Origin of the sequence: Maritimibacter sp. UBA3975 (genome assembly GCF_002384975.1) — a bacterium.
GTDB lineage: Bacteria > Pseudomonadota > Alphaproteobacteria > Rhodobacterales > Rhodobacteraceae > Maritimibacter.
In genome coordinates this window covers 1-23,869 of sequence record NZ_DGCP01000003.1, presented here as the reverse complement: position 1 = coordinate 23,869, position 23,869 = coordinate 1, and the positions used below count along the sequence as shown (strand labels likewise).

Annotated in this window: 23 protein-coding genes; 15 read left to right on the top strand and 8 right to left on the bottom strand. The window is 61.9% G+C overall.

The features are described 5' to 3' along the window. Positions 1–29: 29 nt before the first annotated feature. Positions 30–1,904 (bottom strand): hypothetical protein, encoded by a 1,875-nt coding sequence (locus tag B2585_RS03160; protein ID WP_292019918.1) that lies wholly within the window; start codon positions 1,902–1,904, stop codon positions 30–32. Beyond that, positions 1,901–2,677: a hypothetical protein gene (locus B2585_RS03155; RefSeq protein WP_292019916.1), complete on the bottom strand. Its 777-nt coding sequence runs from the start codon at positions 2,675–2,677 to the stop codon at positions 1,901–1,903. Before B2585_RS03155 ends, B2585_RS03160 begins: the two co-directional genes overlap by 4 nt. Positions 2,678–3,004: 327 nt before the next feature. On the opposite strand from B2585_RS03155, the gene B2585_RS03150 reads away from it, so the two are divergent. The 6 genes from B2585_RS03150 to B2585_RS03125 all read left to right on the top strand — a co-directional run bounded on the left by B2585_RS03150 (position 3,005) and on the right by B2585_RS03125 (position 7,783). Then, entirely contained in the window at positions 3,005–4,240 is a 1,236-nt protein-coding gene (locus tag B2585_RS03150) for a site-specific DNA-methyltransferase (protein ID WP_292019914.1), read from the top strand. Between the two features lie 127 nt (positions 4,241–4,367). Next, positions 4,368–4,814 (top strand): hypothetical protein, encoded by a 447-nt coding sequence (locus B2585_RS03145; protein WP_292019912.1) that lies wholly within the window; start codon positions 4,368–4,370, stop codon positions 4,812–4,814. Next, complete coding sequence (locus tag B2585_RS03140; protein WP_292019910.1) at positions 4,811–5,308, top strand: phage terminase small subunit P27 family; 498 nt, start codon at positions 4,811–4,813, stop codon at positions 5,306–5,308. The genes B2585_RS03145 and B2585_RS03140 overlap by 4 nt, the downstream gene beginning before the upstream one ends. Before the next feature lie 75 nt (positions 5,309–5,383). After that, positions 5,384–6,082, top strand: coding sequence for a recombinase family protein (locus B2585_RS03135; protein ID WP_292019908.1), 699 nt, complete (start codon positions 5,384–5,386; stop codon positions 6,080–6,082). A gap of 514 nt (positions 6,083–6,596) precedes the next feature. Then, entirely contained in the window at positions 6,597–6,791 is a 195-nt protein-coding gene (locus B2585_RS03130) for a DUF1737 domain-containing protein (RefSeq protein ID WP_292019907.1), read from the top strand. Positions 6,792–7,033: 242 nt separating this feature from the next. Further along, the gene (locus tag B2585_RS03125) at positions 7,034–7,783 is read left to right on the top strand and encodes a redoxin domain-containing protein (protein ID WP_292019905.1); all 750 of its coding nucleotides are present in this window, start codon (positions 7,034–7,036) and stop codon (positions 7,781–7,783) included. Between the two features lie 296 nt (positions 7,784–8,079). Here B2585_RS03125 and B2585_RS03120 read toward each other — a convergent pair whose 3' ends face one another. The 3 genes from B2585_RS03120 to B2585_RS03110 form a co-directional block, all read right to left on the bottom strand. Further along, the gene (locus B2585_RS03120; protein ID WP_292019903.1) at positions 8,080–9,792 is read right to left on the bottom strand and encodes a thiamine pyrophosphate-requiring protein; all 1,713 of its coding nucleotides are present in this window, start codon (positions 9,790–9,792) and stop codon (positions 8,080–8,082) included. A gap of 88 nt (positions 9,793–9,880) precedes the next feature. After that, positions 9,881–11,062 carry a Rieske 2Fe-2S domain-containing protein gene (locus B2585_RS03115; protein WP_292019901.1) on the bottom strand — a complete coding sequence of 394 codons (1,182 nt, stop codon included), beginning with the start codon at positions 11,060–11,062 and terminating at the stop codon, positions 9,881–9,883. Positions 11,063–11,076: 14 nt separating this feature from the next. Continuing rightward, entirely contained in the window at positions 11,077–12,009 is a 933-nt protein-coding gene (locus B2585_RS03110) for a PDR/VanB family oxidoreductase (RefSeq protein WP_292019899.1), read from the bottom strand. Between the two features lie 110 nt (positions 12,010–12,119). Between B2585_RS03110 and B2585_RS03105 the strand changes: the two genes are divergently transcribed. From B2585_RS03105 to B2585_RS03075, 7 genes are all read left to right on the top strand, one after another. After that, positions 12,120–12,665, top strand: a complete 546-nt coding sequence (locus tag B2585_RS03105; RefSeq protein ID WP_292019897.1) for a MarR family winged helix-turn-helix transcriptional regulator — start codon at positions 12,120–12,122, stop codon at positions 12,663–12,665. Positions 12,666–12,687: 22 nt separating this feature from the next. After that, the gene (locus B2585_RS03100) at positions 12,688–14,220 is read left to right on the top strand and encodes an ABC transporter substrate-binding protein (protein WP_292019895.1); all 1,533 of its coding nucleotides are present in this window, start codon (positions 12,688–12,690) and stop codon (positions 14,218–14,220) included. Positions 14,221–14,285: 65 nt separating this feature from the next. Then, positions 14,286–15,200, top strand: coding sequence for an ABC transporter permease (locus B2585_RS03095; RefSeq protein WP_292019891.1), 915 nt, complete (start codon positions 14,286–14,288; stop codon positions 15,198–15,200). A gap of 2 nt (positions 15,201–15,202) precedes the next feature. After that, complete coding sequence (locus tag B2585_RS03090) at positions 15,203–16,096, top strand: ABC transporter permease (RefSeq protein WP_292019889.1); 894 nt, start codon at positions 15,203–15,205, stop codon at positions 16,094–16,096. Further along, a complete protein-coding gene (locus B2585_RS03085; RefSeq protein WP_292019887.1) occupies positions 16,093–17,100 on the top strand; it encodes an ABC transporter ATP-binding protein in 1,008 nt (335 codons plus the stop codon). The genes B2585_RS03090 and B2585_RS03085 overlap by 4 nt, the downstream gene beginning before the upstream one ends. Beyond that, a complete protein-coding gene (locus tag B2585_RS03080) occupies positions 17,097–18,050 on the top strand; it encodes an oligopeptide/dipeptide ABC transporter ATP-binding protein (protein ID WP_414674032.1) in 954 nt (317 codons plus the stop codon). Before B2585_RS03085 ends, B2585_RS03080 begins: the two co-directional genes overlap by 4 nt. Positions 18,051–18,077: 27 nt before the next feature. Beyond that, positions 18,078–19,691 carry a thiamine pyrophosphate-dependent enzyme gene (locus tag B2585_RS03075; RefSeq protein ID WP_292019883.1) on the top strand — a complete coding sequence of 538 codons (1,614 nt, stop codon included), beginning with the start codon at positions 18,078–18,080 and terminating at the stop codon, positions 19,689–19,691. Between the two features lie 80 nt (positions 19,692–19,771). Here B2585_RS03075 and B2585_RS03070 read toward each other — a convergent pair whose 3' ends face one another. After that, positions 19,772–20,005 (bottom strand): hypothetical protein, encoded by a 234-nt coding sequence (locus tag B2585_RS03070; RefSeq protein WP_292020076.1) that lies wholly within the window; start codon positions 20,003–20,005, stop codon positions 19,772–19,774. A 175-nt stretch (positions 20,006–20,180) separates the two neighbouring features. Between B2585_RS03070 and B2585_RS03065 the strand changes: the two genes are divergently transcribed. Together B2585_RS03065 and B2585_RS03060 are read left to right on the top strand one after the other, a co-directional pair. Continuing rightward, positions 20,181–20,675, top strand: coding sequence for an Lrp/AsnC family transcriptional regulator (locus B2585_RS03065; protein WP_292020071.1), 495 nt, complete (start codon positions 20,181–20,183; stop codon positions 20,673–20,675). Positions 20,676–20,835: 160 nt separating this feature from the next. Beyond that, a complete protein-coding gene (locus B2585_RS03060) occupies positions 20,836–22,026 on the top strand; it encodes a glycine cleavage T C-terminal barrel domain-containing protein (protein WP_292019881.1) in 1,191 nt (396 codons plus the stop codon). Positions 22,027–22,695: 669 nt separating this feature from the next. Here the strand turns inward: B2585_RS03060 and B2585_RS03055 are convergent. Both B2585_RS03055 and B2585_RS03050 read right to left on the bottom strand, forming a co-directional pair. Beyond that, the gene (locus tag B2585_RS03055; protein WP_292019879.1) at positions 22,696–23,559 is read right to left on the bottom strand and encodes an ImmA/IrrE family metallo-endopeptidase; all 864 of its coding nucleotides are present in this window, start codon (positions 23,557–23,559) and stop codon (positions 22,696–22,698) included. A 3-nt stretch (positions 23,560–23,562) separates the two neighbouring features. After that, positions 23,563–23,841: a helix-turn-helix domain-containing protein gene (locus tag B2585_RS03050; RefSeq protein WP_292020069.1), complete on the bottom strand. Its 279-nt coding sequence runs from the start codon at positions 23,839–23,841 to the stop codon at positions 23,563–23,565. Positions 23,842–23,869: the final 28 nt, after the last annotated feature.

Sequence of the window (23,869 nt, the reverse complement as noted above, 5' to 3'; positions counted from 1 at the left end):
CAGAGTAGGTTGCTCGCAGCCAAATGGGGTCAGTTGATTCGTTCGCGCGGTGTCACCTGTAGGCCCGGATCGAGGCGGTGACCCTTCGGCGGCTTGCTCTCGATCAGCAGGACGCAATCCGGTTCGACACCGTGGACGTCCAGATAGAACTCTTTCAGTTGCGCCCGACAGCGTTGGACGTTCTTTCGGATGGTTTTCGGATCCATGTCCCGCAACGCGCTTAACGTTGGGAGGGGATGAAACGGGTGGTCATCCTGCAACAAACCGTTTGCCCTGGCCTCATCGAAACGAGGCTTCAAGGCGTGCGGAATCTGCGCCGGGGCGCCTGCGATGCGGCCAAGACCTTGGACCGCGACGACCGGTTTCCCTTCTTCTTCGAAAAAAGCCACCTTCAACGGCTTGTTTTGGTCCGGAACGAGGTCTTCCTCGACGATGTCGTTGGTTTCAAGCACAGTCGCTGAACCTGCGCGCGGGTCTTGAGCCAGGCCGGGATCCCCCTCGCGCGGCTGCCCGAGGTGCATCGCAACAAGAGACGACTCCGGGAGCCGTCGCGCTATGATGTCGGCAGCCCTATCCTTCAATGCTCCTTCCAGAACGTGCGCGACCGCTTCGGAGTGGCGAACATGGAGATCACGGACCCTGCGCAAGGCATCGGCTCGCTCCAGATCGTCGTGTCCCCGCAGGATGCGCATGAGTTCATGGCCGAAAGTGGACAGGAAATCGCGATCATCCATGTCGCGAAAGCGGAGTGCATGGCGCGTCCATTCAAGCGCCAGCGTGACCGACCGATCCCGCTCTCGCTCGCCGAAGAGTACGTCGGTGGCGTAGCACTCCGCAGGGTCGTATTTTTCCAAACCTGCCGCGAGAATTGCGAAACGTCGGTCCAAACATTGAGAACACGCACCGCAATGCGTGCGAAGAGTGTCCTGTTCACGGACACTCGTGCAGCTCACCGCGCGCGCAATCTTCTCTGTCCCGCCATTCTGTTCGATCCTACGAACGACGTCCGTCTTGGTCAGCCATTCGTAACGATTCTCGATGCGGGTCTGGCCGGGACCGAGTAGCTCCAAGAGATCATTCAGTTTCTTCAACGACAGAGGATGCGTCGTCCGCGTGGCCATCGTCCCGACAACCTGGGGGCTGATGGGAAGATTGTGGCTGATCGTTCCGTTCTCGTAGAAGCTCAGGCGAGGAATTCTCAGGGCCTTGGCGGCGGCCCACCCGAGGGCCGTGAAGAGCAAGGAGCGCGACCGTTGGGTCGTCTCTTTTCCCTCCGCACCACGGCGTCGAGCCTTAACCTGAAGATGTTGGACGCGACCCGGGAACCGTTCTGCCAAATACGCGCCCAGTTCATCCTGTCGCGAGATGACCTTCTGTGCGGACTGGTGGCTGACCAGGAGGACCTTGTCGCTGGTCGTTGCCAGCGTCTCAAGCGCGCCAGCAAAGGAGTCGAGCCCGCCGGAGAACAAGATGACCTCGCTTGCTTCGAACCGCGGCCCAGCCGGGTCGAACTCGAGGAAGGGTTCTTTCGGTTGGGAAAAGTCCCCTTCCTTGAACGCGAAGTGGACTGTGTCCTCGGTCAGGAAAGACACGGCATCTGTCAAAGCTTCGGTCACATCCGGTCTTTGCCAGAACTCCGGCTGCCGAACTGGAATCTTGAAAGAAAACTCGCGACGCCAGTCTTGCCCCATCCCCGAACGTTTGTCGCCGCCCCGGCTGACGGTGCTGTCGGCCACGAAAACAGTCGATGCGATTTCCAGAAAGTCGTCGCACAGGGGATCGATCTCGGACAAGGCCTTGGCTCTGAGCTTGTCAGCATCAAGGAAGAAGTTTGGAAATCTGCCACGAAACCGCACGTTGATCGGGGGCTTCTCCGGATCGAATTTTACGAGCGCGTCGGTCACTGGCTACGCCTCACCTGCAATTCCGAGACGATCTTCTTCAGCGCAACCGCCCCGAACACGGCCGCGTCATGGGAGGAAATGCCTCCCTTGTCGTGAATGGTCTTGCCATACCACCCGCCAGAGAATTCTTGGATGATGCGCGTCGATTCATGGGCGTAGTGGTTAAGGGCGACGTCGAACGCCCCTCTCGCGGTGGCGCCCGAGAAACGATCCCCGGGCCCCACCTGCTGGGCGAGGGTCCGGTCCAGCCAGTATGAAAGCGATTGTGAGAGCAATCGCGAATAGAAGGCGCGGGACAACCCAGCAATTCCGCGCGACCAGGAAAGCTTCTTGGACGCTGCCTGAACATCCTCCGGTGTAGCCTCGAACAGGCCCGGCAACTGATCGCCCACTGTTTCGGAGAATGTTGTGATCAGCGCTCGTGCCGCGATCTCGCCAAGGTCGTTCGCTCCGCCGGCCATGCGACGGACAACGTCCAGACGCCTATCAACGGCCATGGTTATGTCCAGGAGTTCAGGTCTGTTGCCAACCTCGAGGCCAAGGGCCCTGAGGGCATCTCCAAAGTCGTCCGCTCGCGCAGCGTTAGGGATGGCAAGAAGCAGCCGGACAGCCTCGACGAATACCGGGCTGTCCGTGGCGGACAACAGATCTCGTTCGGCTGCTTTTGCACTGGTGGCTACGACGACCTCATCCGCAGCGCCGGAACTCAGGGACTCGACGACATCTTTCCATTTGCGTGTCCGTGGCAGGACACCGAGATGAACGTGGCCCATCGCCCTGTCTTCCTCCCCACTGGGATTCAACCATTCCGTGCGCCGCTGTCAATGCGCCTGATCCCCGGTGAACCGGATGTGGGACAGATGGGACGGATAGAAACCGTTTTTTCCCCGTGCGCGCGCGTGAGGAAGAAATGGTTTTCTTCTGTCCCATCTGTCCCGGGCCCTGCGGCCTAAGGCCGGGTTGCATGCGTTAAGACGTCCAACCTCGTGACGACGGATGGCGGTCTGTGTCGCCATATTTCAATTAATGTCGATATTACAATGGGTTATGATTTGTGATAGAGTAAGGGGAGAGGCAGCATTTTTCCGACGGGGGCCTGAATGGCAGTTCAAGGCGCAGAACAGATCGAACACCGGCCGGTCGCGGCGCTCATTCCGTTCGCCAACAACGCGCGCACGCATTCGGCTGACCAGGTGGCGCTGATCGCCGGATCGATCCGGGAGTTCGGGTTCAACAATCCGGTGCTGGTCGATGGGCAGAATGGCGTCATCGCAGGGCATGGCCGCCTGCTCGCGGCGAACAAACTGGGCCTGTCCACTGTCCCGGTCATAGAGCTTGGGCATCTCACGGAGGCGCAGAAGCGCGCCTACATTCTTGCGGACAATCGGCTGGCCGAGCGTGCCGGGTGGGACAAGGAGCTCTTGTCGCTGGAACTTGGCGACCTGTCTGAGCTCGGAGTAGATCTGGAAGCGATCGGCTTCGACGGCGCTGAACTCGATGACCTCCTGAACCTCGGCGAGGTCGACCCGAAGGAAGAGGACATCCCGGAGGTGCCGGCCGAGCCGATCTCGCGCCCTGGTGATGTCTGGCTGCTCGGCAACCATCGGATCATCTGCGGTGACGCGACGGACAAGGCGACCGTGGACAGGCTGCTTGACGGCGTGCAGCCGCATCTCATGGTGAGCGATCCGCCATACGGCGTCGAGTATGACCCGGCCTGGCGCAACGACGCGGGCGCCTCCAAGACCAAACGGACCGGCAAGGTGCTCAACGACGACCGCGCCGACTGGCGGGCGGCATGGGCGCTGTTTCCGGGGGACGTGGCCTACGTCTGGCACGGGGCACTGCATGCGACGACGGTGGCGGAAAGCCTGACAGCCGCTGGCTTCGATATAAGGTCCCAGATCATCTGGGCCAAGGACCGGCATGTGCTGAGCCGAGGGCACTACCACTGGCAGCACGAGCCCTGCTGGTATGCGGTGCGCGGCAAGGGCCACTGGAGCGGCGACCGCAAGCAATCCACGCTGTGGTCCATCCCCAGCCGGGACCAGGATGCCCAAACCGTTCACGGGACCCAAAAGCCTGTCGAGTGCATGCGCCGGCCAATGCTGAACAATTCGAGCGTGGGGCAGGCGGTTTACGAGCCCTTCGCGGGATCCGGAACCTCCATCATTGCGGCCGAGAGCACGAAGCGCATGTGCCTGGCCGTCGAGCTGGATCCGGCCTACGTGGATGTCTGCGTCTTGCGCTGGCAAGCCTACACCGGACAGGCCGCGCAGCTTGCAGAAACTGGCCAGTCATTCGAGATGGTCGCAGTCGAACGGGGAGAGGGCTGATGCACCGCTTTCCCCACACTGTCCGGGTTCTCGCTGCTTTGTTCTCCAGTGCCCTGTGCCTCGTCTTGGGCGTTCCGTTTGCCGGACTGCCGCTGCTCGTCGGTGGCAGGCAAGGTTTGGTGCTCTGATGGCCCGTCCGCGCATAGTTCTGACGGAGGACCAATGTCGCGAGGTGGAGACCCTCGCGGCGCTCCTGAACCAGGACCAGATCGCCGACTACTTCGGCATTGCACGCAACACGTTCCGCGCGATCTGCGACCGCGACGAGGAGGTTCTTGCGCGCTACAAAAAGGGGAAGGCCAAAGCCATCGCGCACGTCGCCAACGGGCTGCTCCAGAAGGCCCGGGCAGGGGACACGACCTCCGCGATCTTCTATCTCAAGACGCAGGCAGGCTGGCGGGATCAGCCGCCCGCTCAGACGGCTTCGCCAAAAGATCACACCGGCGCCCGGGATCGGTTGAGCCTCTTGCTCGATGACGTCGCTCGGCGCGGTCAACGCGTAGGTGTTCCTGAGAGGGAGATTGCGCAGATCGAAGCCAGGCCGGAACCACGCGAAGAGTTGGATCAGACATGAGACGCGGCCGGAAACCCTATGCACAATCCGGCAGCCTCGCGACATCCTCGCTCAAGGCACTGCCGCGCTGTCCGTCCCACCTGAACGAGGTGGCCCACAAAGAATGGCGGCGCCTGGCCACGCCGCTCCACACTGCAGGCATCCTGACGCTTGCTGACCGGTCGGTGCTGGCCGCGTACTGCCAGGCCTATGCCCGATGGGTGGAGGCGGAGGAAAAGCTCGCGGAAACCCCGGCGCTTCTCAAGACGCCCAGCGGCTATGTCCAGCAATCGCCCTGGCTCGCGGTTGCCAACAAGCAGATGGAACTGATGGGCCGATTCATGGCGGAGCTGGGACTGACCCCAGCGGCCCGGTCGCGCCTCGGTCTGGACACTGCCCCGAATGCCGATCCGATCACGAAGATCGAAATCGTCACGGTCTATCCTGACAACAAGGAGGATGACGCCCGTGAGCCGGGTGTCATTCGGATCGACGAGGATGCCGCCCGGCTGTGAAGGTCTTCAAGCGTCTACACTAACGCCGCCTCGTATCGTACAACCCTGCCAAACCAACGTTGCGCAGGTTTGTACATGGCCGATGTCGCCCCGAAGTTCGTCGCCTACGAGCGGGTCTCGACCGCAAGGCAGGGGAAGTCGGGATTGGGGCTCGAAGCGCAGCGAAAGTCGATCGATGACTTTGCGGCGTCAAAGGGCGCCAGGCTGGTGGCCCGGTTTACCGAGGTGGAAAGTGGCCGAAAAGCAGACCGACCAGAACTGCAGCAGGCGCTTCATCTCGCGAAGATTACCGGGTCAACGCTCCTTATCGCCAAGCTCGACCGCCTGTCTCGCAATGCAGCGTTCCTCCTGACCCTGCGCGACAGCGGCGTGCGGTTCATCGCGGTCGACATGCCCGAAGCCAACGATCTCACGGTCGGGATCATGGCGCTGGTCGCCCAGCAGGAGCGGGAGGCCATCTCGAAACGCACCAAGGAGGCTTTGGCAGCAGCAAAGGCGCGGGGCGTGAAGCTGGGCAATCCGAATGGCGCGTCTGCTCTGAGACGTGCGGGGAAGGGAGGTGCGGCGCTCCGCGAAACCGTTTCTGCCAATGCGGATGACTTTGCCGAGGCGCTGGCGCCGGTTGTCGAAGAGATCCGGCTGGCTGGGCATACGACCCTGCGGGCCGTTGCGCAGGAATTGAACGCGCGGGGCGTTCTCGCGCGCCGAGGTGGGCGTTGGCATGTGTCCAGCGTACGTGGCCTATTGGAAAGGCTGTCCGCGACATCGGATTGAAGGCAAAATGGCTTTGTCGCTCCGGACGCCATACTCGAACGGCTCTGACTGGGAACCAAGACTTTTTGGCAGCGCTCTTTCCAAGCCAACCGTGCTGCCGCCCTGACCGAGCGGCACGGCCTCTGCGCGGAATAAGGGACAGTGAAGTTGCCCTAGCTGGGACTGGTTCGAACTAGTCTGCAGGCGCCGAGATTTCCGCTCATGCAGAGCGGCTCGGTTTCCCAGCTGGCCACAACGCCTGGCTGCCCTATGAAGACACCTATGTCACGGCCCGCACTCTGACCGGACTGCAGCCGGGCGCCAGCTTTACCTTCAGCGCGAGGTACACTCACTGTCCGGGCTGGGTCGAGGGGAAGCCACCGCTGCAGTCCCAGAGCGAGCCGATTCCGTTCACGATCCGACGGGTGGAGTGACGACCCGAAGATCCGATAGAGCAATTTTGGAGGAAGCGAAGGTTTCTTTGCTTTCCGGTTTTCCCTACGCTGTCGCCGAACCGAGCTTTGGAGGAGGCGTAATGTCCAAAATCACTGAATACACAGTCGTTTCTGCCTTCTACAGGGAAATGGACGCTGATGAGTTGCATAATCGGCTGGCCCAGCAGGTGAATGACCATATCCAAATGGGATGGCAACCCTATGGGCAGGTCACGTGTTCGACGCTCGCGGGCGCACTAATTTTGATGCAACCTATGGTGCGATACGACACATGAATTGCACCCAATGTGTTTCGATCTCGTTTGATGCGCCCGCGCCACAAGTTTGTAAGTAATCGTTAAATTGAACCTTGGGCGCCATGTTTTTGCCATACTCTGCAAGATTCCTGAGGTTTTCAACAACTGAAGGAAAAGTATTGCCAAACTCTTACCCCAATTAGTTGCATAGATCGAAGGCAAGGGGACGGCATCGACCAAGACGTGCCGGATTGCTTCTAGCAGGACAGAGGTTGCAATAAATGACGATTCAGTTCTTCGCTCCACGTTGCTGGGATGGCAGCATCATGAGGTTGCCAAACGCATACAGGAAGAAGGTCCGCTGGCTTCCCGAAATTGGCGACATCTTCCCGAATTTCCATCTCGAGTCGACGCACGGCCCGATCGAATTCTGGGATTGGGCCGAGGGGAGCTGGACCTATCTCTTCTCCCACCCGGCCGCTCGGACGCCGGTATGCACGACCGAGCTTGGGTCCATCGCGGCGAACGGCGAAGACTTCGCTGCACTGGGCGTCAATGCGCTTGGTCTCTCGGGGTCCAGCATCGCGGAGCAACAGCTCTGGCACAGGGAAGTCATGGACCTTTACGGTCATGATGTGTGGTTTCCGACCGGCCAGGACGCAAGTGGTCAGCTGCTGGACCTCTTCGGGGCCTGCCATGCGCACGAAGCGGAAGCTTTCCCAATCCGGAAATCGTTCGTTCTCGACCCACAGATGCGTATCCGCATGATCATCGAATACCCAATGCAGATTGGACGAAACGTAGAAGAGATCCTCAGGGTCTTCGAGGCCTTGCAGGTCTGCGAGGAAACGCGTGCCGCGACGCCGGCGGACTGGAACCAGGGCGATCCGCTGATCCTGCCTGACTACCGGTCGGAAGAGGATGTGATCCGGGTGTTCGGAACGACGTCCAAGCATTTGCTGTCATACCTGCGGATCGTCGATGGCTTCAGGAGATCGAGTATCGCACCGCTCTGGCCTTCGAATAACTGAGCTACCCTGAAATTCGGGCATTGGCGTTAGCTAAGATTTGCAGCCTGCTGGGCTTCGACAAGATGGAGATCAGAAAGGTCGAAACGCAAGCGGCACCCTTACGCCGATTCCTGAGATAGGATCGCAACATCAAACCGTGGGATCAAACACCTAGTCACCAACCCGACCGCGCCGAGATCCGCGACCAGCTGCCAGAGAGCACTCCGCGGCTTTCACCTTCGTCGCGCGCAAGCCCGCGCGAGTAGATGTCCGCTGGCGGGATGTGTGCGAACACGTGAGAGAACCGGCGGTAGCGGTCACGCGATGCGGATGTTGAGCAGAACCTGCCGCCGCTCCGTCGTCGCGACCTCGATCGCGCGGGCAATGGCGGCGGGCAGGCCATGTCCGTCCTCGATGGTTTCGGCGTGGGCGCGGCTCGCCTCGGCCGTGCGGGCGAAGTCGGGGCTGGGGGAGAGCGCGGTGAGCGGCACCGCGTTGGCCTTCGCCGCTTCGCCCTCCGGGTAGAGCCCCTTCACCCCGTGGCGCACCGCGCCCCATTCGCCGTTGTTGAGGACGAGCACGATCACGGGCAGGTCATAGGCTTCGGCGACCTGATGGCAGACCGTGGGGTTGGCGAACATGTAGCTGCCGTCGCCCATCGTGGCGAAGACCAGCTTGTCCGGTGCGGCAAGCTGCGCGCCGAGGGCCGCCGGCAGTCCCCAGCCGAGGCCGCCGGAATGCGGCTCCTGAAAGTAGCTCTTGTGGTTTTTGAGGGTGAGATGGGGGAAGGGACAGCCGAGTTCGTGGAAAACGGCGGTATCGCGGCCAGCTATCGCCTCGCTCAGGCAGTGCGCCACCCATGCCTTCGTCATCGGGCTGGCGCAGCCCTTCTGCGCAACCTCCGCTGCGGCCGCGCGCTGTTGCCCGGCGTGTTGCGCGATCCGTTCCCTGCGGGCGGTGAGCGCGATTTCATCGGCGGGGAGCGCCAAGACCGCGTCGATTAGAGCCAAGAGCGTCGGCCCGGTCTCACCCGCGAGTGTCACGTCGGCCGGATAGCTGCGCACGGGGGTGCGGCTGAACAGGGGATCGGGGCCAAGCTGGATCACCCGAAGGTCCGGGCGCAGCTTCACCCTGTCCGGCCACCACGGCGCGAGCGCGTCGAGGACGAGCACGACGTCCGCCTCTTCGAGGAAGGCGTCGGGGCTAAAGCCAACATACATCGGGTGGTCCGTCGCGAGCGCGATGGTGTTGGGCCAGTACTGGCAGACCGGCAGGGCGCGTGCGTCGACGAAACCGGCGAAGGCGTCAAACGCGGCCTGACTACCCGTGCCGCGCTGCGCGATGATGAGCGGGTTCTTCGCCCCGGCCAGCAGTTCGCCGGCGTGGGCGAGCGCGTCCGGCTCCGCAGACACGATGGCGGGCGTCAGGCGCGCGGGCGCGTCGATCCCGGCCAGCGGCGTCTGCTCGCACAGCACTTCGCGCGGGAGGCTGAGGTAGACCGGACCCTTGGGCGTCGAATTGGCAATCGCGTAGCCCCGGTCGAGGAGGTCGGGCACCTGCTCGGGGAAGCGCAGTTCATAGTCCCATTTGGTGACTTCGCGCACGAGCCCCGCCTGATCGAACATCTCCTGCCCCCAGTTGATCGGGGTCGAGCGGGCGCCAAAGCGGTCCTGTTCCATGACCGGCGTGCGTCCCGAAATGACGAACATGGGGATCTGGTCGCACCACGCGTTGATAAGGCCGGTGACGGCGTTGCCGAGGCCCACATTCGTATGCAGCATCACCGCCTGCGCGCGCCCCGACATCTGGTAGTAGCCGTGCGCCATGCCCACGGCGACGCTTTCATGAGGGCAGGTGATCGGGACCGGCAGGTCCATGCCCTGCCGCTCGGCGGCAATCAGGCCCTCGATGACGGGCGGAAAATCGGTGCCGGAATTGGCGAACACATGATCGACGCCGAGCGCCTTGAGCTTTCCGAAGATCGCCGCCCCTGCCGCGATCGAGGTCGCGTCCTCTGTCTGGTCGTCCATGTCGGTTCCTCCTGGCACCATGCGTGACTGTCGCTATAGCTTCGCGACCAAATTGAAGTCGTCGAACCGAGCCAGAACAATAAAGCCCTCAATCGGCGCCCGCAGCCTTGGAAAACCAGTTTCCCGCCGGCGTCTCAAGCCACTCCTTTCCGTCCTCGAAGGCCACGCCGACCGGATCGCCACCGTCTTCCACGATCTTGACCTGACGTTTGATGAAACGCCTAAGCATAACGATGCCCTGATCCGTTGTGCCGAGCTGTTCATGGTTGTGCGATGTGATATCTCCCTGGCTCTTCTGGGCCTCGTAATCGCCGGGATAGACTTGATGCTCGTCTTCGGTCAGTTCGTCCCAGTACTTGTCGTTCATCTTCGACCGGATACGGCGCAGATCACCTTCGGCCTTGACGCGGCCCGCCGAGTAGACGGTGAAATGCGTGTTGTCGATGGGCAGAACCCAGCCGAGGATGGTGCAGCGACCGGCAGTCAGACGCGGGCTCGGCACGACGCGCAAGGTGGGCAAGATGACCTCGGAAATTCTGTGCAGTTTGCCGCCGTCCGGCAGGTCGCGGAACGAGGTGCAGCGCACGCCGAGATCTTCATTGGTGAATTTCACATCCGGCATCGCCGCCATCTCCGGCACGAACTGCGTGCCCGAGAACGTAGCGTGCAGCACGACTACATGGAACGGGTCGAGCACGTTTTCGAAGTGCTGGAACCAGTTGAAATCCGCGACCTTCGGCCCACCGATCCCGATCCCGTTGTCATCGGCTTCGAGGAACTCGCCCTCATCGAGGTTTTCTAGCAACTCGTAGCGGGGCAGTAGCGGCTTTTTTTCCGCCGGGCCCATGTAAACCCAGATCAGGCCATAGCGTTCCTCGCAGGGATACCAAGGCTGGCGCACGTTTCCACGGTTGCGTTCGCCCAGATTCGGCTCACAGGGCTGTTCGACGCAATTGCCTTCGACGTCGAACAGCCAGCCGTGGTAGCAGCACCGGATACCGCGATCCTCGACCTTGCCGTAATAGAGTGACGAGCCGCGGTGCGCACAGCGTGGATGGACGACACCGGGGCGGCCCTGGCCATCGCGAAAGAGGATCAGATCTTCGCTCAGAGCGCGGATAAGCTTGGGGGTTGCGGTGGCATCCTCGCTCAGCCCCACGGGGTGCCAGTAGCGGCGCAGAAGCTCGCCCATCGGGGTGCCCTTTTCGACCTCGGTCAGGGCAGCGTCGTGTTTGGGTTCGCTCAGATCGTATGCGGTCTGAAGGGTCATGGTCTTTCCTCCTCCTATAAATCCAGAACAAGCGTTCCGGTCTTTGCGCGTGAGCAACAGATTAACATCCGCCCCTCCGCGCGTTCTTCTTCTGTCAATATCATGTCCTGATGGTCGGCTTCGCCCTCAAGCACCTGCGTCTCGCAGGTTCCGCAGACGCCGACCCGACACGAATTGTTGGCTTCGATCCCCGCGTCCTCGATAACATCAAGGATGGACTTGTCCGGCGGAACGACGATGGACTCGCCGCTGCGGGCGAGCTCCACGATGAACTCCCCAGCGCCCGCCTTGGGCTTCGCCGGGGCGAAGCGTTCGAGATGGATCTGGTCCGTCGGAAAGCCTGCCGACAGCGCGGCCTCCTCGAAGGCGTCGAGCATCGGGGTCGGGCCGCAGCAATAGAGGTGTGTCTCGCGCGTGGCGCCGGCGATCATCGCCGACAGGTCGGGCGGTCCGTCTTCGTCGTCGAACCGGGTGCGCGCGCCAAGCGCGGCCAATTCGTCAGAAAAGGCCAGAACGTCACGCTCGCGGGCGCAAGCGGTCATGGACCAGTCGCGATCCGTCCCGGCAAGCATGTCCGCCATCGCGAGGATCGGGGTGACACCGATGCCACCGGAAATCAGCAGCACCGGCGCTGTGCTGTCGTCGAGCGCGAATGTATTCCGGGGCGGCGACATTTCGACCACCTGACCCGGTCTGAGCGCCTCGTGAACGACCTTCGAGCCGCCGCGCGACGCTTTTTCGCGCAGGACGCCAAGCACGTATCCGTCCGGTGTCGATCCGGCCGTGAGCGAATACTGCCGTACAGCGCCACCCGGCAGATGTAGGTCGACGTGAGCGCCGGGCTCAGCAGGCGGCAGCCGGCCTGTGACCGGCGCCAATAGGACTCGCATGATGCCCTCGGCTTCCCACGTCATCGTCTTTACGCGCACGTTTATCAGGTCACTCATGTGTACGGCCAAAGCCTCTAATTTCGTCTGCAATTTGTTATTTCAGATGAAATTTGTTGTTGCAAGAAGAAATTCACATGTTAAATTAATCGGCACGGGGAGAGGTTTTGATGGCAAAAATGCGTGAAGAAGAGGGGCAGGTGCCGCGTCATCTGAGTGATGGTGACTATGCGCTCGCCGACTCTCTCGCCGTGAGGATCGACTGGCTCAACAACGAGTTGGAGCGCCAGACCCGCGCGCTGCTCGAACTGCCTTTCGGACTCACTCCGGTGGAGTGGCGTTGTCTTGCGACCCTGTGCGTGCGCGGGCCAATGAACGGGTCCGACCTGTCCGACCGCACCGCCGAAAGCGCGGCGCAGATCAGCCGGGCGTTGCGCCGCCTGCGTGATGAAGGGCTGATTTCATGGCCGGCGGGGAGCCAGAAGCGTGGCTTTGGCGCCCCTTTCGTGACCAAGGCGGGGCAAGAACTTTTCGACCGAGTGAAGCCGATCATGCTGTCCCGCAACCTGTGGCTTCTGGACGGGCTCGAACCCGGGGAGCGCTCCGAGATTTACAGACTTGTCGCAAAACTGCGCGCCCGGATGGAGGAAGCTCCAGACGCAGACGCGCTGACCAGAAGGCTGACCAAATCAGTCCGTGAAACCACGAACACTTGAGTTTTTTCAGGGAGGAATGAACATGAAAACGAAGTTAGCCGTAGCAGCTATAGCGCTCGCAGTCGGCATGGTGCCCGCCTTCGCGGGGAAGGATGACGACACTCTGCGGATGGCGTTCGAATACCCCATCTCCACGGTCGATGCCTATGCCGACTACAAGCCCGAGATCGAGATGTTGTCGCAGATGGTCTTCGACCGGCTGGTGGCCTTTGAAGAGGAGTCGGGAGAGTACAAGCCGATGCTGGCTACCTCGTGGGAGCAGGTGAACGAGACGACTTGGCGCTTTAACCTGCGTGAAGACGTGTCGTGGCACGACGGCGAGCCATTCACTGCGGACGACATCGTCTACACGCTCAACTGGATCATCGCGCCTGAAACTCAGGTCCGCCAAAAAAGCGAGATGAGCTGGCTGGCCGAGGCGGTGATGGTCGACGATCATACGGTCGAACTAAAAACCAATGGGCTGACCGCGAATATCCTGTCGCTCCTGTCGTCCGGGGGTCACATCCTGCCCGAACACATCCACGGCCCGCTCGAAGACAAGGCCGAGTTCCGCAACAACCTTGTCGGGACCGGCATGTACGAGGTGACGGAGCTGACCAGTGACGGCCAGCTGACGCTCTCCGAGAACGAGGATTACGCCATGGCGTCGGACTACTGGCCCGCCCCCAGCATCGGCACAGTCCAGATCCGCGCCGTGCCCGACATCGGTGCGCAGACAGCGGCGCTCATGTCCGGCGACCTCGACTTCGTTCGTAACGCGCGCTTCGAGGAGGCGCAGGCCATCGCGTCCTCTCCCGATTACGAGGTGACGCTGTCGCAGTCGATCGCCTACATCTACATGATGTTGGACACCGACGGGCAGTCGGGGCAGGAGGCGCTCGCCGATCCCCGCGTGCGTCAGGCACTCATCAAGGCCGTGGACCGCAACGCGGTCCAGACCTCGCGCACCGGCGGCCAGGAGCCGTCGCGCACGGTCGATCACCTGTGCTGGGATTTCCAGATTGACTGCGCCTACAACACGCCGATTCCGGCCTACGATCCCGAAGGTGCCAAGGCGTTGTTGGAAGAAGCAGGATATGGTGACGGCTTCTCTGTCACGATCCATACTTTCAACTCGGTCAAGGATTTCGCCGAGGTCGTGGGCGGCTACTTGTCGCAGGTAGGTGTGGACGTCGAGATCATCGGCCAGACCTTCGCGGCCTTCCGCAAGAGCCAAGCGGATGAAGAGTTCCAAATCCTGCTCGCCGCGTGGAACGGCGGTAAGGGGCCGGACTCGATGCTCGCGTTCCAGCCGTTCTTTAATTCGGACGCGCGCGATTTGCTCAACGATCCAGAAGTGACCGAAATCAACAAGGCGATTTCCAGCATGAACACGGGCGAGGAGCGGGCCAGTATGGTGGCACAAGTCCTCGATGCATCGGTTGGGCAAGGCTACATGATCCCGATGTCCGGAATCCCGATCGTCTTCCTGCATAAGGCGGAGCTCGAGATGAACGGGAACCGAATGCTGCCCTATACTGTCTATCTCAACGATTTCACCTGGGCAGAATAAGCTGGTTCAGGCAGACATGATGCTCGGCCATCGGGGCCGGGCATCCCACCAATTGGAACCAGACAATGATCCGTGTGATACTCCGCCGTATCCCGATGGCTTTGCTCGTGGCCCTGACGGTCTCGATCCTAGGCTTCGCGCTCCTGCGCCTGTCCGGCGATCTAGTGCGCGAACTAGCAGGCGATACGGCTGGCCCTGAACAACTGGCCGAAGTGGCCCGCGCCTATGGTTTGGACAAGCCTCTGCCGATACAATACCTCAACTGGCTTTGGGATCTGCTGCGCGGTGACTTCGGAACCTCGCTGTTCACTGGCGAAGCCGTTTCTTCGCTAATCGCTACGCGCGCCGGACCGACAATTATCCTCGCGCTCGCCTCACTTGTTGTCGCCGTCGCCATTGGTGTGCCGCTCGGCGTGTTGGCAGCCGCCAACCCCAATACGTTTACCGACCGGTTGATCGCCGTGGTCGCGGTCTTCGGTCAGGCGGTGCCGAATTTCTGGTTCGGTCTCGTTATGCTGGTGATCTTCGCGGTCAAACTCAAATGGCTGCCAGTCGCTGGTGACGACACTGCTGCGCATTTCGTCCTACCGGTCATTACGCTCGCGCTTTCGATCATGCCGCAATTCGTGCGCGTGACCCGGTCCGGGGTGCTCGACGCCATGGGCGCGGACTACATCCGCACCGCCCGCTCCAAAGGCATCCCTACCCGCCGCCTGTACATGCGCCATGCTCTGCGGAATGCGATCCTGCCGGTCGTGTCGCTCTCAGCGGTGACGCTCGGCTTTCTACTCGGTGGATCGGTGATCGTGGAAAGCGTGTTCTCGATCAACGGTTTGGGGCTTCTCGCCTATTCCTCGATCCTCTCCAATGACTTCCCGGTCGTGCAGGCGATCGTGGTCATCGTTTCGATCGTCTACGTATTCCTAACGCTCCTGTCGGACGCGGTGAACGCATGGATCGACCCGAGGCTCAGGGGGTGACCATGGCCAACCCTTCCGACCGCGCCGGGAACCCGACGCTCAGCCCGCGTCAGCTTATGGTAATGCGCGCTGTGGGCCACAGGGGCTTCATCATCGGCGCTTTTGTCACCGCGCTTTACGTCTTCATGGCAGTCGCCGCACCGCTGATCGCACCCTTCGACCCGCTGGATCAGAACCTGCTGGCCAAGCTCGCGCCGCCGGTGTGGCAGGACGGGGGAAGCTGGCAACATCCGCTCGGCACGGACTCCGTTGGCCGCGATTACCTGTCCCGGCTGATCTTCGGCGCGCGCATCTCAATCATGATCGGGTTCTTCGCAGCCCTCGTGTCGGCCATCGTTGGGACCAGCATCGGCCTCCTAGGCGGTTACTTCGGTGGCCGCGTTGATGCCGTGGTAATGTATATCGTCAACGTGAAACTCGCGATGCCGGGGCTGCTCGTGGCGCTCGCGTTGGTGTCTGCCTTCGGCAGCTCGTTCGTCACGCTCGTTATCATCCTGTCGCTTCTGTTCTGGGACCGCTATGCAATCGTCGTGCGCACGCTCTCGCAGCAGTTTCGCAACCAGGATTTCGTGCTGGCCGCGCGGGCCGCAGGGGCCTCGACCGCTCGCATCCTCTTTCGCGAGCTGCTGCCGAACCTGATGAATGCGGTGATCGTTGTGCTGACGTTGGAAATGGCGCTCGCCATCGTAATCGAAGCGGCGCTGAGTTTCCTCGGACTGGGCGTGCGCCCCCCGAACCCTTCCTGGGGTTTGATGATCTCCGAGGGGCGGCAATACATGTTCTTCCGTCCGCATCTGGTCATCGCGCCGGGTGTCGCAATCCTCGGCCTCGTTATTGCGATCAATGTGCTTGGTGATGGGTTTCGCGACATTGCCGCACCGGAGGACCGCAGATGAGCCAGCCGCTGAGAATGTCCGGGGTCAGCATCGACCTGAAACTTACCGGAGGCCGTGTTGCCGTGGTGCGCGACGTGGACCTGTCGGTCGGCGCGGGCGAGATCGTGTGCCTCGTGGGTGAAAGCGGGTCGGGCAAGACGATCACCGCGCTCGCCGCCGTGCGGTTGCTGCCGCGCGTGGCTGGGATGCGCAGTAGGTCGGTGGTGATCGACGGCACCGAAACGCGCGATATCACTGACAAGGCCTTCGGTGCCCTGCTCGGCGACCGCGTTTCGATCGTGTTTCAAAACCCCATGTCCTCGCTTAATCCGGTACTGACCATCGGCGAGCAATTGTGCGAGGCCTACCTCACGCACAAACGCGGCAGTCGGGCAGAGGCGGAGGTGCGCGCCATTGACCTTCTCGAACGGGTCGGCGTGTCCGCGGCTGCGGATCGGATGAGGCAGTTTCCCCACCAGTTGTCCGGCGGCTTGCGGCAGCGGGTGATGATCGCGCTCGCCTTCATGTGCGAACCGGCGCTGGTGATCGGGGACGAGCCGACGACCGCGCTCGACGTCACCATGCAGGCGCAGACCCTGCGGCTGCTCAAGGATCTCGCCCGCGACACCGGCATCGGGCTCTTGCTCATCACCCACGACCTCGGCGTCGTGTCGCGCATGGCTGACCGAGTGGTCGTCATGTACGCGGGCCGCGTGGTGGAGGAGGGGACCTGCGAAGAGATTTTCGCGCATCCCATCCACCCCTACACCCGCGGTCTCGTCGATTGCGCCCCGGCCCATGCGTCTAACGGCGGCTTTCTGTCGATCCCCGGTGAGGTGCCTGCGCTCACCGCGACCCCGGTCGGCTGCGATTTCCGTAGCCGCTGCCCCTCGGCCCATGCCGATTGCCACCGCGAACCGCCGATCCGCGAAGAGGGCGCGCGCCGTTGGCGCTGCGTCATGGACCGAAAAACCGCGCAGGCCGCGCCGACCCCGGCGAGTGCGGCGCTCGAGGCCGAAGGATGAATTCAGTGCTCGAAGTCGAAAACGTCACCCGGTCTTTCGCGGTCCGGGGACAGGATGGAAAACCCAAACAGGTACAGGCCTTGCGCGGCGTGACGCTGGCCGTCGGTGCCAACGAAAGCGTCGGAATCGCGGGGGAGTCGGGCTGTGGCAAGTCCACGCTCGCCAAGATCATGCTCGGCCTCGACACGCCGACCTCGGGCGAGGTGCGGATGGACGGCGCGGTCCTGACCGGCGGCAGCACACGTGCCTTCGCGCGTGAGGTCCAGCCGATCTTTCAGGATCCGCTCGGCTCACTCAACCCGCGCCGGACGGTCGAGCAGAACGTGCGCCTGCCGCTGGACGCCATGCGGATCGGCACACCAAAGGAGCGCGCAGCACGTGCCCTCGATCTCATGTCCAAGGTCGGACTACCGGAGCGCTACCGCCACACCTATCCCAGCCAGTTATCCGGCGGGCAGGCGCAGCGCGTCGCTATTGCGCGCGCCCTTACGCCCCAGCCGCGTGTGCTGGTCTGCGACGAGCCGACCTCGGCCTTGGATACCTCGGTACAGGCCCAGATTCTCAATCTCCTCCTCGCTATGCGGCCCGAAACGGGCATTTCGCTGGTCTTCATCACCCATGATCTCATCGTCCTCGAACGGATGTGCGAGCGTGTGGTAGTCATGTATCTAGGTGAGGTGGTCGAGACCGGCCCGACCACCGAAGTGCTGGCGGCCCCACGCCACCCCTATACGCGGATGCTCTGGCGTTCGTCGCTCACCCCTGATCCGGGCGCGGAGCTGCCGCCCGCCGAGCTGGGCAACGCGATCACACCAGATCCTGCCAACATCCCATCCGGTTGCGCCTTCCGCACCCGATGCCGCCACGCAACGGACCTTTGCAATGCCGAGGCCCCCGCGCCCCAGCAGTTCGGAAACGTCACCGTGGCCTGCCATTACGCGGCAGCCTGACGCGCCGCCGCTTCCAAGGAGACATAGATGACCGAAACTGTCGCCAAACGCATGGTCGGCCGCCTGATCGAAGAGGGGTTCTCGCGCATTTATTGCTTGCCGGGCGTCCAGAATGACGATTTCTTCGACGTTTTGTACGATGAGCAGGAGAAACTCGTCCCTATCCACACGCGTCACGAACAGGGCGCGGCCTACATGGCGCTTGGTGCGGCGATGGCGACGGGCAAACCGCAGGTCTGCTGCATCGTGCCGGGGCCGGGGTTTCTGAACGCCACCGCAGCACTTTCCACTGCATGGGCGGTGAATGCGCCTGTGTTCATGCTCGTCGGCCAGACCTCGGCCTGGGGGTACGGCAAGGAACTGGGCGAGCTGCACGAAATACCCGATCAGCTGTCGATCCTGTCGCAACTGACCAAGAGCGCGGGACGTCTGGACGAAGGCGAGACCGGGGGCGAGGTCATCGACAAGGCGATGAAGGCGCTGGTGTCGGGGCGACCGCGTCCGGTCGGCATCGAAGTCCCGGTCGACGTCTGGACACAGGACTGCGCGCCGGGGGCGGTGCCTGCGACGGCGAAACCCACCATCGACGCCGATGACCTGAAACGCGCGGCCGAACTGATCCGGGTGGCGAAACGTCCGATGATCGTCGTAGGCTCCGGGGCGCTGGATCATAGCGGCGCTGTGCAGGCGCTCGCGGCAAAGATCGGTGCGCCCGTGGCTGCGAACCGGACAGGGCGCGGCGTGGTTCCTGCCTCCGATCCCGCTTCGCTGCTACCGCCCGTGGCACGACGTCTCTGGCCTGAGATCGACCTTGTGATCGGTCTCGGCACACGTCTCGGTGCAAAGCTCGCGCAATGGGGCGTGGATGGCGATCTCGCGTCGATCCATATCGACGTCGATCCGCCAGAATTCTTGCGCGGGCAGAGCGCCGACGTTCAGGTGCTGGCGGACCTCGCGGATGCCTTGCCGGACCTGACGGCCCGCGCGGAGACGAACAACCGCCCCGACTGGCAAGGACAGGTCGCGATCATGCGCGCGGCGGTCCAAGCCGAACTGGCCAAAACCCTTGCGCCGCAAAAAGCGTGGCTCGACGTGATAGTGCGCTATCTCGGACCCGAGGGCATTCTAGTCAGCGACCTGACGCAGGTCGGCTATGTGGCCGAAGCGATGTATCCCGTCGAGCGTCCACGCGGCTACCTGTCACCTGGCTACCAAGGCACGCTCGGGTGGAGCGTCGCGACCGGGCTGGGTGCCGCGGATGCCTGCCGTGACCGCAAGGTCGTGACCATCGCGGGCGATGGCGGCGGCATGTTCACCATCCAGGAACTCGCGACCGCCAAGCAGCACGACATTCCGGCGCAGACGATCATTTTCAACGACAACTGCTTTGCCAACGTCCAGCGGTTCCAGATCCACAAATATGGCAACCGGCCCATCGCATCGGACCTCGATAATCCCGACTTTGTCGAGCTTGCCCAAGCGTTCGGCATCCGAGGCGCGCGGGCCGAAACGCCAGACGAGCTGACCGCATGCCTCAAAGAAGGTCACGCTGCCGGTGGCCCCGGCCTGATCGAGGTTCCCGTCGGAGAATTCCCTTCTCCTTGGGCCTTCATCGGACCTCGCAAACTGCGCGGCATATGAGTGCAGCTACGGGCGCGCCGGGTTTGTCCACACCGTGGACAGAAGACTTACCGTGATTTCAGCCGACCTGTGGAGCGTTATTATTCGATGAACTCGGCCCGCTCTGCGACGCGAAGGGAGGATTCATGAAAGCCAAGAACATACTGTTCGTCATGTTCGATCAACTCCGGTAGGATCATCTTGGGTGGTACGGCCACCCGCATCTCGAAACGCCCAACTTTGATCGGCTGGCCCTGGTGCCAATGGCCCGTTTCCTCCCGCCCTGTTTGCGCACGGTCAAACTCCCCGAAAAACTGGCCTTTGGCTTGGTGCAATTCGAAGTCAATCGGAAGTGGCCTGATTGAGTCCGGACCAAAGTGACGCTCTACTATCTTCACACGTCGCAAATTTACCCGTTCTTGGTCCACCTCGTCACATAAGATTGCGTCAGTGAGCAGTTGGCTCCTTCTAGAAGGGCCGGACATCGATAGGGACGGAAGGCTTCAGCAAATGCGAGAACGTGAAGGGCTGGATCAGACGGACATTCGCATTCTCAGCGCCGTCCAAAAGCATGGCCAACTCAGCAAGACCAAGCTGGCGGAGATCGTCAATCTTTCTCCTACCCCTGCCTGGGCGCGGCTGACGCGCCTGCGGTCGGCCGGATACATCCGTGGCTACCATGCTGATATCGTGCTGGAGCGGGTGATCGACGCGACCCGTGTGGTGGTTACCGTTTCTTTGTCGCACCACCGCAGGGCCGACTTCTGTAAGTTCGAGACCCACATTAGGTCGATAGATGAGGTTATCAACTGCGTCGCGACCGGTGGTGGTATCGATTATGTGATGACGGTGGTGGCACCCAGCTTTTCTGCTTTTCAGAACTTGATGGATGACCTGCTTTCGGCGGATTTGTCAATCGACCGGTACATGACCTATTTCGCGACGCGTCTTATCAAGGCCGAGCAACCGAACCTTGCGAAACTGGTCACCCAGAGCAAGCGCTGAGCCAACAGGACCAATTGGTCCATTAAGCGCTAAATCCAAGCCCAAGCAGACTTCGAAACGCCCTAACTTCAGGCCATGTTTTCGAGCCGAAAGCGCTACATCCTTGTTAGAAGACAACGCGCCGACGGCCAGCGCCAAAGGCACAGATAGGGTGTAGAAAATGACGCAGTTTCAGGAATTTGGTTTTGGCACTCAAATCCGCAAGTCACCGTATTTCGATGCAACGGTGCGCTGGGGCGCGCAGGGGTTTTCAGTGTATAACCACATGTACATCCCGCGCGATTTCGGCGACCCGGAACAGAACTTTTGGAACCTGCTGAACGATGCGATCCTGTGCGACGTCGGCGTTGAGCGCCAGGTCGAGATCACTGGCCCTGACGCGGCACAATTCGTACAGATGCTCACGCCGCGCGATCTGTCGGCGATGTCGGTTGGGCAGTGCAAGTACGTCCTGATTACCAATGCGAACGGAGGGATCCTGAACGATCCGATCCTCCTCAAACTGGGGGAAGACCACTTCTGGCTGTCGCTGGCCGATAGTGACGTTCTTCTCTGGGCTCAGGGCGTGGCCGTGCATTCGGGTCTGCAGGTTTCCATCGCCGAGCCGGACGTCTCGCCGCTGCAACTGCAGGGCCCGAAATCCGGCGAAATCATGCAGGCGCTGTTTGGCGATGCAATCCGCGATCTGCGCTATTACTGGTTCATGGAGGCCGAACTGGACGGCATCCCGCTGATCGTGTCGCGGACCGGTTGGTCCAGCGAGCTGGGTTATGAAATCTACCTGCGCGACTCAATCTACGGTGATGCCCTGTGGGAGCGGATCATGGCTGTGGGCATGCCCATGGGACTCAAGCCCGGACACACCTCGACCATTCGCCGGATCGAGGGCGGCATGCTGTCATATCACGCCGATGCCGATATCCACACGAACCCTTTCGCGTTGGGCCTGGATCGTTTGGTAAACTTGGACATGGAGGCCGAATTCATCGGGAAGTTCGCCCTGCAGCGCATCCGCGACAACGGGATCACGCGAAAGCAGGTGGGCCTGATCATTGACGGTGAACCCATGTCCCGCCCGAACACCGCTTTCTGGAATATCAATCTGGGCGGTGAATCCATGGGTAAAGTGACGTCGGCCGTTTATTCGCCGCGGTTGAAGAAGAACATCGCCTTGGCGATGGTTTCGCTAGAGGCTGCCGATCTGGGCGCGGAGTTGCAGGTCCTGACACACTCTGGCGAATCCACTGCGACCGTCGTGGAGCGTCCCTTCTTCGACGCCAGCAAGAAACTGGCCACTGAGGCGATGCCCCAACCCGTTGAGATGATGGTGCAGGTGCCTTTCACTGTCTGACCTCTTGATCGAAGAGCTTTTTTTGAGGGGCGGCGGACCTGTCTGGCAGGTCGGTTCAACATCGGGAGGAACTGTCAGAGCGGGCCTGTAGGAAACGCCGGATCGAAGGTATGCGCTCCAGTCGCTAGATGTGGCACCTCAACGAGGTGTTCATCAAGATCAACGGTGAGCGGCACTACCTATGGCAGGCGGCTAGCGGGCTCAAGTGAATGCCAACCATCTGAAAACTTTGTGTTAAAGGTGGAGAACGTTGGATCCGGGTCCCGTTCCCTCCGCCACCGACCCCGGTCTCATGCCCTGCACGACGTTTGGCGCCGTTTTCCCCCGCGTTTTCGGCGGCTTGCCTGCGTCCCGCTTTACCTGAGACGCACCTTTCCCACCATTCACGGCCCATTTCCGGTCTGTGTCTCAGTTCGCCATTTTCGCGGGTTCGGTTTTGGCTGGATTTGGCGGTTAACAGGGAATTAACAGGGAATTCTCCATTTCCGGCGCTGAATCCGCGCGATTCCGCGGATTCTGGTCGCGGATAATAGCGTGTTTTCAGGAGGTTACGGGGCAATTCCCTGTTCTTTCAGGAACGGGGAATTCTAATCCCGTGATCAGGGAATGTACGCACCCGAAACAGGGAAAAGCGCGCTAAGAACAGGGAACCCGTCTTCGGCCTCCAAATTAGCGGAACCCGGGCTCTCCCAACTCGGGCAGAGCGCCATCATCTTCGTCGTCGGCCTCGGGGGACAGGTCGGCCCAAAGCAGGGTCACCGCATGCCTGTCCCGACCGACGCGGGTCTGCTCGAAGAGCTCGATCTCCGGGCGGCGCGTCCAGGCCGCCGCGTGGGTCTCCCGGAACGTTGTAATGCACCGATCTCCTTTCGACACCACGTCGAACGCCTGGCTGATCTTTGGCAGGGGGTCGTTCTTTTTGAGCGCGAGGTACGGGAACCCGTCCCCCTGAATGGAATACCGGATCCGGCCCGCGTGGGACCAGATCGCGGCAAGGAGTTCGTCCCGGCGCTCGACCATGCGCCGGATGCAGGCCGCGCCGCTGAGGTCGAGGGCCCGGCGCAAGTGCTGAACGTCGCAGAGATCTGGGTCTCGGGAGAGATGTCGCTCGACCAGGGAGGACGGGGCCAGGCGCTCGATCGCGAACCGGTTGGCTTCGGCCTCCTGGCGCAGCTCCCGGCGTCCTTCGCGGGTCTCGCGCATGTCGCGCGTGGTGCAGCGGAAGCCGGTCTCGCTTGAGACCTCGTGGCGCTCGAGCAGGAAATGCCCCAACTCATGGGCGATCGTGAAACGGGCGCGTTGGTCTCCGTGGCGGCAGTTTGCAAGGATGACGCCATCGCTGCGGACCCGGTCCGTCAGGAGCATGCCCTCGAACCCGTCGAAGTTGTCGATCCGGACATCCGAGATGTCGAGGCCGAGCGCGATCTCGACGATCGGAACCGCCGAGGTCACCGCGCCCAGCTGGGCGTGCAGGCGTGCCGCCAATCGCTCAGGCGCGTGGATATCCGCCAGGTCGATCCGGTCGAGCGCCAAGGGTCACGGGCCCTCCGAGGCCCTGGCCTTCATGGAGGCGATCAGTTCCTCGATGATCGCCCGGTCCCGCTTGGAGAGGCTTTCGAGGTCGCGGTGCATCCGACCGACCTTGATGTCTTCGGGCGCGGGCTCGGGCGCCGTGCCGGTCAGGACGTCGATGCTCACGCCATAATGGGTGGCCAGTTTGCGCACGAGTTCGAAGGGCGGATTGCGGCTTCGGCCTTTCTCCAGCTCCCAGACATGGGCCTTGGAGACGCCGACAGCGTCTGCCACCTGCTGCAGCGAGACGGTCTATGACGAGCTCAAGAAC